At 33.3% G+C, this 13,153-nt stretch carries 9 protein-coding genes; 7 read left to right on the top strand and 2 right to left on the bottom strand.

The annotated features are described in order from the left end of the window. Positions 1-51: 51 nt before the first annotated feature. Positions 52-1,617: a RagB/SusD family nutrient uptake outer membrane protein gene (locus E0F98_RS05220; protein WP_132109559.1), complete on the bottom strand. Its 1,566-nt coding sequence runs from the start codon at positions 1,615-1,617 to the stop codon at positions 52-54. Between the two features lie 10 nt (positions 1,618-1,627). After that, a complete protein-coding gene (locus E0F98_RS05215) occupies positions 1,628-4,660 on the bottom strand; it encodes a SusC/RagA family TonB-linked outer membrane protein (RefSeq protein WP_132109558.1) in 3,033 nt (1,010 codons plus the stop codon). 489 nt (positions 4,661-5,149) lie between these two features. Here E0F98_RS05215 and E0F98_RS05210 point away from each other — a divergent pair, with 489 nt between their 5' ends. From E0F98_RS05210 to E0F98_RS05180, 7 genes are all read left to right on the top strand, one after another. Then, a complete protein-coding gene (locus E0F98_RS05210; RefSeq protein WP_243699199.1) occupies positions 5,150-6,052 on the top strand; it encodes a sensor histidine kinase in 903 nt (300 codons plus the stop codon). Then, positions 6,042-6,743, top strand: coding sequence for a LytR/AlgR family response regulator transcription factor (locus tag E0F98_RS05205; RefSeq protein WP_132109556.1), 702 nt, complete (start codon positions 6,042-6,044; stop codon positions 6,741-6,743). The genes E0F98_RS05210 and E0F98_RS05205 overlap by 11 nt, the downstream gene beginning before the upstream one ends. A 163-nt stretch (positions 6,744-6,906) precedes the next feature. Continuing rightward, the gene (locus E0F98_RS05200) at positions 6,907-8,382 is read left to right on the top strand and encodes an MFS transporter (protein WP_132109555.1); all 1,476 of its coding nucleotides are present in this window, start codon (positions 6,907-6,909) and stop codon (positions 8,380-8,382) included. A gap of 637 nt (positions 8,383-9,019) precedes the next feature. Further along, the gene (locus E0F98_RS05195; protein WP_132109554.1) at positions 9,020-9,637 is read left to right on the top strand and encodes a GNAT family N-acetyltransferase; all 618 of its coding nucleotides are present in this window, start codon (positions 9,020-9,022) and stop codon (positions 9,635-9,637) included. Between the two features lie 62 nt (positions 9,638-9,699). Further along, positions 9,700-10,893 (top strand): argininosuccinate synthase, encoded by a 1,194-nt coding sequence (locus E0F98_RS05190; RefSeq protein ID WP_132109553.1) that lies wholly within the window; start codon positions 9,700-9,702, stop codon positions 10,891-10,893. 60 nt (positions 10,894-10,953) lie between these two features. Beyond that, positions 10,954-11,931 carry an N-acetyl-gamma-glutamyl-phosphate reductase gene (gene argC / locus E0F98_RS05185; RefSeq protein WP_132109552.1) on the top strand — a complete coding sequence of 326 codons (978 nt, stop codon included), beginning with the start codon at positions 10,954-10,956 and terminating at the stop codon, positions 11,929-11,931. Between the two features lie 78 nt (positions 11,932-12,009). Further along, a complete protein-coding gene (locus E0F98_RS05180) occupies positions 12,010-13,149 on the top strand; it encodes an aspartate aminotransferase family protein (protein WP_132109551.1) in 1,140 nt (379 codons plus the stop codon). Positions 13,150-13,153: the final 4 nt, after the last annotated feature.

Raw genomic sequence — 13,153 nt, 5'->3', positions numbered from 1 at the left:
TAAGTAATTTACATACCTATACCATTTTAACTTATTAACTTAATTTGTTATTTAAAAATTAGGCCCAGTGGTATCCCACCAAAGTCTAGTTGCTCCATTGTCAAGCCCTCCTAGCGCTGCAACTCCTGAAGCTACTCCTTCTTTATTATTACTAACTTCTGAATTGGAGAAAGCTAGTCTTCTCACTCCAAGCTCCGTGCTAATAAGGCCATTACTTTGGTTATTAGATATTCTGAATAATTTTGGATAACCTGTTCTTCTAAATTCTGACCACGCTTCTTGACCATCAGGATAAGTAGCGATCCATTTTTGAGTAATAATTTTCTCTAAATTCTTTTCTTTATCAGTTCCCCAAGCAACAGTAATCTTGCTAATTGCTTGTGCGTTATTTGCAGGATTAAGTGGGTCTACGTAATCTTTAGGTAGCTTGGTATTATCTGTAATATAAGCGTCAGCCCCTTCCGCACCATTTTGTTCAAATGACGCTTTTATACCTGCTTCATATAAACTTTGTGCAGTTCCGCCCATATTCCATCCTCTTAAAGCACCTTCGGCTCTAAGGAAATAAACTTCTGCAGTAGACATCCAAGTAATTTCCCCAGTTTTAGTTCTAGGACCTGTTTTAGAAAATTTAGAATAAGTACTTCCTGAAGGATATACAATTCCTGTTCTTACTCCTTTATATTGTCCTGGCTCTACCGCTGAAGTATTCCAATATTTAGCTATTCTTGGATCTTGATAACCTCCTAAAATTGATTCCATGTCAGCTCCCATAAATAAACCAACCCAACTATGACTCATAACGTCAATTACGTTAAGATCCGTAGGAGATTTAATTTTTAAAGCATCAGTATTTATTGTAAAAACTCCAATCGAATGACTAACTGCTTTTTCTGCTTCCGCTTTTGCTAATGCAGGATCAACTTTAGAGATACGCATCGCCATTCTTAATCGCAATGAATTGGCATATTTTGTCCATTTTGCATACTTTCCTTCATACAGTGACAAATCAGTTTCGTCAAAAGCAGTTTTTTCGCCCGCTGTATTCCTTTTTGTTAGCTCTGCTACGGCAAAATCTAAATCCTTAAACATTTGATTGTAGATTTCTTTTTGTGAATCATAAGTAGCAACTCCTTTTCCAAATTTAGAATATACAGCTGGTCCGTACATGTCTGTAATTCTTTGCATGGTTGCAACTTTCAAGATCAAAGACCAAGCATAAAATTGATCAAATTTATCTTTGGAACGTTGTTCTGCCTTATATAAATACGAGATAATATTAACATAAGCATCATCCCAAGCGTAGCTATTCCAACCGCCATTCAAAACATAATCATGATTGTTTTGCGGTCCAAAAGGAACTGGAGTAGTCATATAACCTGACCATCCATCAGCTTGTAAACTTTGCTGAATTTGGTATTGCCATGTAGTTTCACAAATATACAAATGATTAAATGCTGGCTTAAACAAAGATTTTATACTATTATAATCCTGATCTAATTGCTCTGTAGTTGCACCTTCTGGATTTGTATTTATCTCCTCAAAATTATCTGTACAACTAAAAGCCGTAAGTAAAGAAAGGCATAATGCTGTTCTTTTTATTTTATTTATTGTCATGATTGTAAGATTAAAAAGTTAAATTTAAATTAATACCAATACTTCTTGTTGACGGTAAACCGAAAACGTCTACACCTTGCAAGCCTTCACCTGTGCTCAATGCAATATTTGGATCGAATGGAGCATCCTTATAAATAAAGAATAAGTTTCTTGCGATTAAAGAAATACTTGCTGTTTGCATAAATGGTAATTTAGTTTTACTGAAAGTATATCCAATAGAAACTTCTCTTACATTAATATTAGTTGCATCATAAACATACTCACCGGTTGCACCGTTTCTTCCTGCCGTTTTATCGTAATAATCGAAAGCATCCATTGTAGTTACAGCAGTTCCATCAGCTTTGGCACCATTAATTTTAACACCACCAGCATTTCTGGCATCGCCACTCGCTTTAGAAACTCCGTTAAAATCATTGATAGCTTCCGTTAAACTTAAAACTTCACCACCAAAACGACCGTCAATTAAGATATTTGCTGTAAAAGCACCAAATTTAAATGTATTAGAAAAACCTAACATGAAATCTGGATTAGCATTTCCAACTTCTTCCCAATCAGCATTAACAGACAACTTGCCATTATCACCAACTAACAATCTACCTTGATCATCTTTTTGAATGTTTTTACCTTCAATTATACCAAAAGGTCTTCCTTCTATTAATGAATATCTATAATTATTCGATCCTGGATCAGTCAGCACGATTCTTCCTTCTAGATTTTGAGCAGGAATATCATTTACTTTACTCCTATTTTGAGAATAGTTGATTCTAGATTCCCAGTTAAATTTATCGCCTTTAACAAGATCAGCAAATAAAACCACCTCAAATCCTTTGTTAGAAATACTTCCAGCGTTTATTGCATAGTTTAGGTATCCATTTTCATTTGTAGATTCAGCAGGAACTTGCATATATTGATTTTTAGTTTTCGAATCATAGTATGAAACTTCAAAACCTAATCTATTATTAAACATTCTCCATTCTGTACCTAATTCATACTCTGATTTCAATTCTGGTTTCAAAGTAGTTCCTGGTCTTGGACCTACAGGAGGATTAACTGGTTGACCTGCAATTATTGAATAGGTAGGTGTTGTAATAAAAGCAGCAATGTCATTACCAACTTGTGCATAAGTAGCACGTACTTTTCCAAAATTGATAAAATCTGGCATTGTAGTCATTTCGCTTATAATCGCTGTTACACCTAAAGAAGGATAAAAGAAACTTGGATTATCTGTGTTTACTAAAGTCGATGACCAATCATTTCTTGCGGCAGCATCTAGGAATAAATAATCTTTGTAACCCAATGTAGTTGCTGCAAATACAGATTGTACTTCTCTTTGATACGCAGTTTGATAATTCCCATTATTATTTGCAAAATTTCCTAAAGTAAAAATATTAGCATTTTTCAATCCGCCACCAATTCCAGAATCTAAAGTAAGTCCTGTACTCTTGCCATTATTAATACTTGCTCCAACAGTTCCACTAAAAGAAAAATCTTCTGAGAAATTAGTATTTATTAAACCTATTATATCTGCATAATTTTGACTTGCGATAGAGTTAGAATTAATGTATCTTCCTTTAGGATGTACTAAAGAAGTAGCTGATGTAGCGTACATTTCTTTTTCAAAATTACTTTCACTTCTGTTATAACTATATCTTGAAGTTAAACGAAACCAATCGGTAACTTTGTAATCTAAAGCAATAGCTCCATTAAAGAAATTATTAGTATCAAAAGATTTTTGTCTGTTAATTTGCCAATATGGATTTTCATTATTTTCATTAACTGCCGCAAATCCAGGATAATTTTGAGCATTCCAGTTTTTAGTAACATCAAAAACTTCATAGTTCTTCAAATCATTTAGGCTAAATGCTCTAGGATGAGAATAAACACCACTCACTGGATTAAAGTATAAACCGTTTACAGGCCTGTTGTTAATCTTTTGAGAAACATAATTACCAGTTACCGCTACATTCAATCGATCATCAAAAAACTTTGACGTTTGACGTATTCCAAAATTATTTTTCTTCAAATGATTTCCTGGTATTACTCCAGACGCATCAGTATTAGCATAGGTTAAACTAGTAGAAGCTCCTTCAGTAGCTTTCGAAAAAGACATAGAAGTAATTTGAGTAGTTCCAGTATTAAAAAAATCTTTGATATCTCCTTCTACTTTTTGTTTTGCTCCCCAGCTTTTGGCATCACCTACATTTGAAGTATAATCAGATTGAAATTCAGGCAAATAAGCTACAGAATCAAATGTAGTAACTGAGTTTACATTGAATGTTTCTACACCTGCTTTTACTTTTTTAGAACTCAGTAATATTACACCATTTGCACCTTGACTACCATATAATACAGAAGCAGCCGCTCCTTTAAGCACAGTCATACCCTCATAATCATCAGGATTAATTAAGGAAACAACATCTCCTCCATCTCTATTACCTCCAGCTAAATCTCCAAAAGTTCCATTAGGTTGAACAGAACCTCCATTTGACAATGGAATACCATCAATTACATATAATGGTTGGTTATTTGTAAACGAAGAATTACCTCTAATTACCACCTTAGTTGAACCTCCTGAACCTGAGGAACTTTTAGTAATAGCCACACCAGCAATCTTACCAGCAACGGTATTGATAATGTTAGCATCTTTCACTCGCACTAATTCCTCCCCTTTTAATTCCTGAGCTGAATAAGTTAATGTTTTTTTCGCTTTAGTGATTCCTAATGAAGTGACCACAACTTCATTTAAAGAATTTGTAGCTGCCTCATTCATTCTGACATTGATTGTACTAGATTCACCCACCACAACATTTTTTGTCTCTAAACCTAAATAAGAAAAAGATAAGGTTTTACCTTTTGCAACTTGAACAGAGAAATTACCATCAAAGTCAGTACTTGCTGACGTGCTCTCACCTTGAACGATAATATTAACTCCTGGTATAGGAGCGCGATTTCCATCTGTAACCGAACCTTTGACAGTTTTCATTTGCGCAAGTGAAACTTGTACAGTGAAAAGAATCATAAAGATTGAAATAATTTGTTTCATTTTTATTGATTTTTGTTAGTTATAGTGTAAATCTATCTGTTAAAACATTCTTAAAAAAATAAATTATACTAACAACATGAAAATCGGCATTAACCACATCCTTTAGTAAACAAAGTGTATTTTACTAAAGCATTCTGATAGAAAAAATTACTAATATTCAACAAACGACATCATTTCTTTAACGAACTGTAGTTGTTAAGCAGTTAATATGTTAAATTCATTTTATTTTGGATTTTATTGGATTAAAATTCGATTTTTGGTTGCAAATTCCTTAAAGTTGCAAATTAATCCTGTTAATAGTTTTGAAAAGCAATGATTTAACCTCTAATTTATTTTCAATTGAAGCCCATTAGAAAAATAAAATTTAATACGGAGTTCCGAAATCATATTTGGTTTTGGGTTATCTTTTTTTTAATCAACTTTTTGCGTTGGGGTTCTTACTTTGATAATTATCCATACTCTTTTAAATCCAACCTAATTGAGTTTTCCTTGCACATACCTTTTGTGTACTTTAATCTAATTGTGCTCATTCCTCGTTACATTGTAAAATTCGAATATTATAAATATACCTTAGCGCTACTAGCGAGTTTAGCTGTTATTTATATGGCCAAAACTGGATTGACCTATTATATGATTTCAGAAAATATTTGGCCTGAAGCCAACAAAGTATATCGTCCCTTTGATATAAACCATATTGTTGCAGTAACCATTGGCGAAATTTATGTACTATCTATTGCTTCTTCTGTCTTCTCTACCATGAATTGGTTAAAAGAAAGAGATCGAAATACGATTATGAAGCAGAATCAGTCTAAGATGAAACTCAAATATCTGAAGACTCAAATACAACCACACTTTTTCTTCAATACGCTCAATAATCTCTATGCTTTATCTTTAGAATCCTCTAAAAAAGTCCCTGATGTAATCTTAAAACTTTCTCGATTGATGGAATATGTTTTATATGATATTAAGGGAACCCAAATGGTGGACCTAACCAAAGAGATTGATTATATCCAGAATTATATCGAAATCGAAAAACTTCGTTTTGAGCATGTGGAAGTAGCGGTAAATATCGAATCAAACATTGAGGACATAAAAATTCCACCTTTGCTCGTCATAACATTGATTGAAAACGCGTTTAAGCACGGCGGACCTTGCAATAACAACCTCAGAATTAAGATTAATTGCAAAGTAATCGATAAAACCAAGCTGCAATTTGAAATACTAAATAATTTTGTACTTTCACAAAATACTAAAACAAAAAAAGGGATTGGTTTATCCAACACCAAAAAAAGGTTGAAATTGATTTTTCAAAATAATTTCACTTTAGAAAAAACAATAAAATTCAATTATTATATCATTCGACTGCAAATACCCATCCAAAATGAAGATTAAATGTATTTTGATTGATGATGAGCCCTTAGCAACAAAAATACTGCAGAATTATTTTACTAATTTTTCTGATTTTGAAATCATCGGGACTTTTCATAATCCTATCGAGGCCTTAGATTTTCTAAACAGCAACGCTATCGATGTCGTCTTTTTAGACATACACATGCCTTTAATGACTGGTTTTGAACTAATCAGATTGATTGAAAACAAAACTAAAATTGTGATTACGACCGCTTTTAGAGAATTTGCTGCCGAGAGTTACGAGCTTGATGTTTTAGATTATTTAGTTAAACCCATACCGCTTCCTCGTTTTATTAAATGTATTCACAAAATCGAAGCCGATTTTAATTTAAAAAACAATTTAAAAGCTGATACACTAAAGGTTGATTCTCACATTTTTATCAAAGTTGACAAGAAAATGGTGAAAATAATCATTGATGAAATCTTATTTATCGAAGGGATGAAAGAATATATAAAAGTAGTCACTACTGATAAAACTTACATTACCCATAAATCCTTAACCGCTTTATCCGAAGAGTTGCCTGAGGATCAATTTACTCGCATCCATAAATCCTATATTATAGCTGTAAACAAAGTAAAATCTATAGAAGGAAATAGAATACAAGTACATTCTTACACACTTCCCATAGGAAGAAATTATAGCAAAGATGTAAAAATTAGAATTTTGGATTAGAAAATCTATGATAAAAAACGTAGCAAACGACAAAAATATGTTGTTCATTATAGAAATACTGCCGATTGTATAATTTTAATCAATTTTCTTATAAATAATTTTTTTTTACTTTACTTAAAATCTACATTTACGACCGAACTAAAAAAATTAACCATCAATAATTATGAATTCAGAAAATTTACAAACTAAGTGGGGACAGTTTATATCATTAATAATAGTCTTCTTCTTTTGGGGATTTGTTGGCTCTGCCAATGATATATTAATACCCGTTTTCAAAAAAGTTTTTACATTATCTCAACTGCAATCACAACTAGTGGCTTGGGCATTTTATGCCGCATATTTTGTAGGCTCACTAATTTTCTTTCTTGTTTCTTTAAAGTCTGATGTTTTACAAAAATTTGGCTACAAAAAAACGCTCTCTACAGGATTACTTATTTCTGCGATAGGTTCGTTTTTATTTGTTCCTGCTGCAACAATGGAAAGTTTTCCATTCTTTTTGACCGCATTGTTTACTGTGGGTCTTGGGTTTTCTATTCAACAAATTGTTGCAAATCCACTTGCTATTAAAATGGGAAGTCCAGCAACTGGAGCACACCGTTTAACTTTGGCTGGAGGTTTAAACTCATTTGGAACAACACTTGGTGCTATTCTTCTAGGTATTGCACTTTTTGGAATGGGAGATAACAAAAAGACAAGTCTTTCATTAGAAGATATTAAATTACCTTTTATAATTTTAGGTCTTACTTTCGTTTTAGTTGCAATATTCATGTATTTTTCTAGAATAGAGGATCCAGCAAAAACAGATGTGATTGAGGCTAAAATTGAAAGCAAACACGCTAAGTTCAGCATTTTAGACTATCCACAATTGTACTTAGGAATGATAGGTATCTTTATATATGTTGGAACAGAGGTAACAATTATCAGTAATCTACCAGCTTTACTTCATACTAGGGAATTTGGAGGAATATTAGAAGACGCAATTTCTCCATTTATTGCACTTTACTGGGGAAGTTTAATGATTGGTCGCTGGAATGGTGGTGTGAATGTGTTTAACACAACTAACTTAGTAAACACTGCGCTTAAGTTTATCGTGCCCGCTTTAGCATTTGGAGTAATTATCGGAGCTAATATATTTGCTGGTCATAATGTTTCTGAATTCTACATCTACCCTCTTTGGATCTTATTGTTTATAGGCGTTAGTTTTATTGGTGGTAAAAATGCAGGTAAAACATTAATGCTTTTTGCAATCGCTGGTTTAACCATGATGTTTGCAGGTTTAGTTTGTACAGATACTGAAATCGCTAAATACTTCTTTATTTCAGGAGGTTTATTCTTATCAATCATGTGGCCATCTATCTTCGATTTAGCTATCGCAGGGTTAGGAAAAAACACTGGAAAAGCGTCTTCATTCTTAATTATGATGATTCTTGGTGGTGGTGTAATCCCGCTAGTTCAAGGAGCAATATGCGATTTAGATTTAACTAATCCAAACGGAATACTTGGCATTACTTTTACACGTTTTTCTTATGTGGTACCTCTTCTTGGTTTTGCCTATTTGGCATTTTATGGCTATTACTGTCCTAAAATACTAAAAAGCCAAGGTGTCAACTTAGACACTGGGACTTCATCGGCACATTAATTCATTATTTTCTATAAAAATTAAAACCATCAAATCTACTTTGATGGTTTTTTTATGACCTTATTTCAAGGTTTTCGAAATGAAAAAAGATCCTGCTAATTAAATTTAAAGTCGGTCAAGAAAAACACTATTGCGCAGACAGACCTCCTGTTTTGGTCTATTGCTGATTGAGTGAGCAGAAATTACAAAGTCTCTTGCAACATAATTTTCATAGAATTGCTATTTTTATAAAATGCAACAAAGAATTAAAATTTTGTTAGAAAGCATGAAGTTTGGTGTTGCGTAAAATAAAATAGTGTACTTTTGCACCAATGAATAATACAAATTTAAATATTAATCCAAACTCACGGATAATCACAACTGCTACTTCTCCCGAAGTACGGACGCTATTAGTATAGTTTCCACAGTTGTGTTGTAAATATTTCTATTCATTTATTTTTTTTTCATTTTGAAATCACATTTGTTTCCCGTTGGAATACCTATTTTCCAAAATCAATATTTCTTTCATCATACTTCCTTGTTATTCAATTCATTGGATAATAAATTCGTATTTTTGTTATTTTATTTTGGGAAACAAAGAATGCATTTTAAAACTATCTTACAAATCATTTTTTAACTCAAAAATTCAACTCTTGTAATGAATATCTCTATTATTATTGCCCAGGAAGAGCATTTTAAGTACGCACAAATTATTTGCGATACTATAGAGTCGTCTGCCTTGTTGAGAGGAACTGGAATTGCTAAAAGAACGCCTGAATATATTTTGAAAAAAATGCAAAATCAAGATGCAGTTATCGCTTTGGACAACGGCGTTTTTGCAGGTTTTTGTTATATCGAAAGTTGGCAAGACAGCAACTATGTGGCGCATTCAGGATTAATTGTACATCCTGATTACAGAAATATAGGTCTAGCCAAAAAAATTAAATCTAAAGTGTTTGATTACTCTTTGAAAAAATATCCAAATGCAAAAGTATTCGGAATCACAACGGGATTAGCTGTAATGAAAATCAATTCTGAATTGGGATATAAACCAGTTCCTTTTTCTGAACTAACGACAGATCCCAGTTTTTGGAAAGGATGTCAAACGTGTACCAATTATGAAATTTTAAAAAGTAAAGATAACAAAATGTGCTTGTGTACTGGAATGCTTTATGATCCGAAGGAAAAAGCTAAGGTGCCGCCAAAACATCCTTTTAATGTTAGAATTTGGAATCGTTTGAAAAAAATCAAACAAGCCCTTTTCTTAGAAGACTAAATTAAAATAATATATATAATCTGCTAAAGGCTTAAAGCCAATAGCCCATAATAGATCAAAATATGAAAAAAGTTGTATTAGCTTATAGTGGAGGTTTAGATACCTCATATTGCCTTAAGTATTTAAAAAACGAAAAAGGATATGAAGTTCACACCGTATTAATCAATACTGGAGGTTTTGATGATGCCGAATTAAAAGCAATTGAAGATAGAGCCTACGAATTAGGAAGTGCAAAACACGCTAACCTAACCATTGTAGACAGATATTACGATAAAGCAATCAAGTATTTAATTTTTGGTAATGTCTTAAAAAATAATACCTACCCATTATCTGTAAGTGCTGAACGTGTTTTTCAAGCAATTGAAGCTATAAAATATGCCAAATCTGTGGGTGCAACTGCAATTGCTCACGGAAGCACCGGTGCTGGAAATGACCAAATTCGTTTTGATTTAATTTTCCAAACCATCGCTCCCGAAATTGAAATCATCACTCCTATTAGAGACTTGAAATTATCAAGACAAGAAGAAGTGGATTATTTAGCAAAAAACGGAGTACACTATTCTTGGGAGAAAGCACAATATTCAATCAACAAAGGACTTTGGGGAACTAGTGTAGGTGGAAAAGAAACTTTAACTTCAAGTCAACCACTTCCTAGCGAAGCTTATCCTTCGCAATTACAAAAAGAAGGCGAAGAAAAAGTAGCTTTGACTTTCGAAAAAGGCGAATTGATTGCTATCAATGGTATTAAAAAATCACCAGTTGACAATATTGTTATTCTTGAGAAATTAGCAAATGCCTTTGCAATTGGTAGAGACACACATGTTGGTGACACGATTATCGGTATTAAAGGAAGAGTTGGTTTTGAAGCTGCTGCTCCATTAATTATCATAAAAGCACATCATTTACTTGAGAAACACACCCTTGGTAAATGGCAACAATACTGGAAAGAGCAACTAGGAAACTGGTACGGAATGTTGTTTCATGAAGGTCAATTTCTTGATCCTGTAATGAGGAATATTGAGGCTTTCCTTGAAGACACTCAAAAAACAGTTAACGGAACTGTAACAGTTTCATTGAAGCCGTATCACTTTACGCTTGACGGAATTGAATCAGAAAATGATTTGATGAATACAGGTTTTGGTCAATATGGAGAAATGAACAATGCTTGGACATCTGATGATGCCAAAGGATTTATCAAGATACTAGGAAATGCCCAAAACATATTTTCGTCTGTAAATAATGAAACTTACGAGTAATAAAAAAAAAACGAATTACTCTCAAAGGTTTAATTCTAATAGATTTTAAAAAATAAAAACATGATTAATGTTGGAATAATAGGAGGTTCAGGATATACGGCAGGAGAATTAATTAGAATACTAATGTTTCATCCTAACACAAAACTTGATTTTGTTTACAGTACTACAAACGCTGGTAGGCCTTTATCAGTGGCACACCATGATTTGATGGGTGATATAGAAATGAATTTTACTGACACTGTAAATCCAAATGTAAACGTTGTTTTCTTGTGTTTAGGTCATGGAAAATCGATTCAGTTTTTAGAACAAAATCAATTTGCCAGCCATACTAAAATCATCGATTTAGGAAATGATTTCAGATTGACGAAGGACAAAGAATTCAAAGGAAAATCATTTGTGTACGGTTTGCCTGAACTGAATAAAACCAATATTAAAAACGCAAACTATATCGCAAATCCAGGTTGTTTTGCTACAGCAATCCAATTGGCTTTATTACCGCTTGCAGCAGAAGGATTATTAAATAGCGATGTACATATCAATGCTACAACAGGAAGCACCGGTGCAGGAGTTAGCCCATCAGAAACTACACATTTTAGTTGGAGATCAAACAATATGTCACATTACAAAGCATTCGATCATCAACATTTAGGTGAAATCAATCAAAGTGTGAATCAACTGCAAGCTGATTATGCAAACGAATTGATTTTTGTACCGAATAGAGGAGATTTTGCTAGAGGAATTTTCGCTACTCTATATACTACCGTAGAAGAAAGTTTAGAGAATTTAGTTGCTAAATATGAAGCTTTTTATAAAGACCAACCTTTCGTAACCGTTACCACTACTAACATCAACATGAAACAAGTAGTGCAAACGAACAAGTGCATCATTAGTTTAATGAAAAAAGGAAACCGGATACTAATTACTTCAATAATTGATAATTTAGTAAAAGGCGCCTCCGGTCAAGCCGTCCAAAACATGAATTTAATGTTTGGACTTGAAGAAACAACTGGATTGCATTTGAAACCTTCAGGGTTTTAAAAATTTGTTTCAAGTTTAAAGTTCAAAGTTGCCCACCTAACTTGAAACTTTAAACCTTAAACCATTAAACAAAAAAAAATGAACTTATTTGACGTTTACCCATTATATAATATCACTCCTGTAAAAGCATTAGATTGCACCATTACAGACGACAACGCAACTGAATATTTAGATTTATACTCTGGTCACGGAGTAATTTCTATTGGTCATACCCAACCAGATTATGTTGCTAAAGTGAAAGCACAATTAGACAACATTAGTTTTTATTCAAATGCGATCCAGAATCCATTGCAAACAGAGTTAGCTGAAAAACTAGGCAAAGCTTCTGGTTTAACTGATTACAGCTTATTTTTATGCAGTTCTGGGGCTGAAGCCAATGAAAACGCGTTGAAACTAGCTTCCTTTCATACCAATAAATCAAGAGTGATTGCTTTTGAAAATTCGTTTCACGGAAGAACTTCTGCGGCAGTCGCGGTTACAGACAATAAAAAAATAGTAGCGCCGTTAAATGCGCAGCAAGCAGTTACTTTCTTGCCTTTGAACCAAATTGATTTGGTACAAGCCGAATTAAAAAAGGGAGATGTTTGTGCGGTAATTATCGAGCCTATTCAAGGTGTTGGTGGTTTAGACCAAGGAACAACCGAGTTTTTTCAAGCTTTGGAAAAAGCATGTATAGCACACGATGTAGTTTTAATCTTAGATGAAGTACAATCAGGATACGGAAGAAGCGGAAAATTCTTTGCTTTTCAACATCACGGAATCAATCCTGATATTGTTACCACTGCCAAAGGTATGGGGAACGGTTTCCCGATTGGTGGTGTATTGATTTCTCCAAAATTTACTGCAAGTTACGGACTATTAGGAACAACTTTTGGCGGAAGCCACTTAGCTTGTGCCGCTGGAATCGCAGTGCTGGATGTTATCGAAGATCAAAAATTAATTGAAAACACTAATAAGGTATCGGATTACTTTTTTGAAGCCATTAAGCAAATCCCTGAAATTACAAAAGTAAAAGGAAGAGGATTGATGCTAGGTGTCGAATTTGATTTTGATGTTAGCACGTTGAGAAAAAAGATGATTATCGAAAAGCATATCTTTACTGGAGGTGCCAACAATAAAAACTTATTGAGAATTCTTCCACCTTTAACAATTACAACTGATGCGATAGATACATTTATTGTCGCGTTGCAAGAATCGTTGGCAGAATTGAAGTCTTAGATAT

The sequence above is a fragment of the Flavobacterium hiemivividum genome (assembly GCF_004349145.1).
Taxonomy (GTDB): domain Bacteria; phylum Bacteroidota; class Bacteroidia; order Flavobacteriales; family Flavobacteriaceae; genus Flavobacterium; species Flavobacterium hiemivividum.
Note: the sequence above shows the minus strand (reverse complement) of the source record. Positions and strands in the feature narration are given on the sequence as shown.

Excerpts from the sequence above, each read along its gene's own strand:
- E0F98_RS05220 (WP_132109559.1), bottom strand. The coding sequence starts at position 1,617 with ATGACAATAAATAAAATAAAAAGAACAGCATTATGCCTTTCTTTACTT.
- E0F98_RS05215 (WP_132109558.1), bottom strand. The coding sequence starts at position 4,660 with ATGAAACAAATTATTTCAATCTTTATGATTCTTTTCACTGTACAAGTT.
- E0F98_RS05205 (WP_132109556.1), top strand. The coding sequence starts at position 6,042 with ATGAAGATTAAATGTATTTTGATTGATGATGAGCCCTTAGCAACAAAA.
- E0F98_RS05200 (WP_132109555.1), top strand. The coding sequence starts at position 6,907 with ATGAATTCAGAAAATTTACAAACTAAGTGGGGACAGTTTATATCATTA.
- E0F98_RS05195 (WP_132109554.1), top strand. The coding sequence starts at position 9,020 with ATGAATATCTCTATTATTATTGCCCAGGAAGAGCATTTTAAGTACGCA.
- E0F98_RS05190 (WP_132109553.1), top strand. The coding sequence starts at position 9,700 with ATGAAAAAAGTTGTATTAGCTTATAGTGGAGGTTTAGATACCTCATAT.
- argC (WP_132109552.1), top strand. The coding sequence starts at position 10,954 with ATGATTAATGTTGGAATAATAGGAGGTTCAGGATATACGGCAGGAGAA.
- E0F98_RS05180 (WP_132109551.1), top strand. The coding sequence starts at position 12,010 with ATGAACTTATTTGACGTTTACCCATTATATAATATCACTCCTGTAAAA.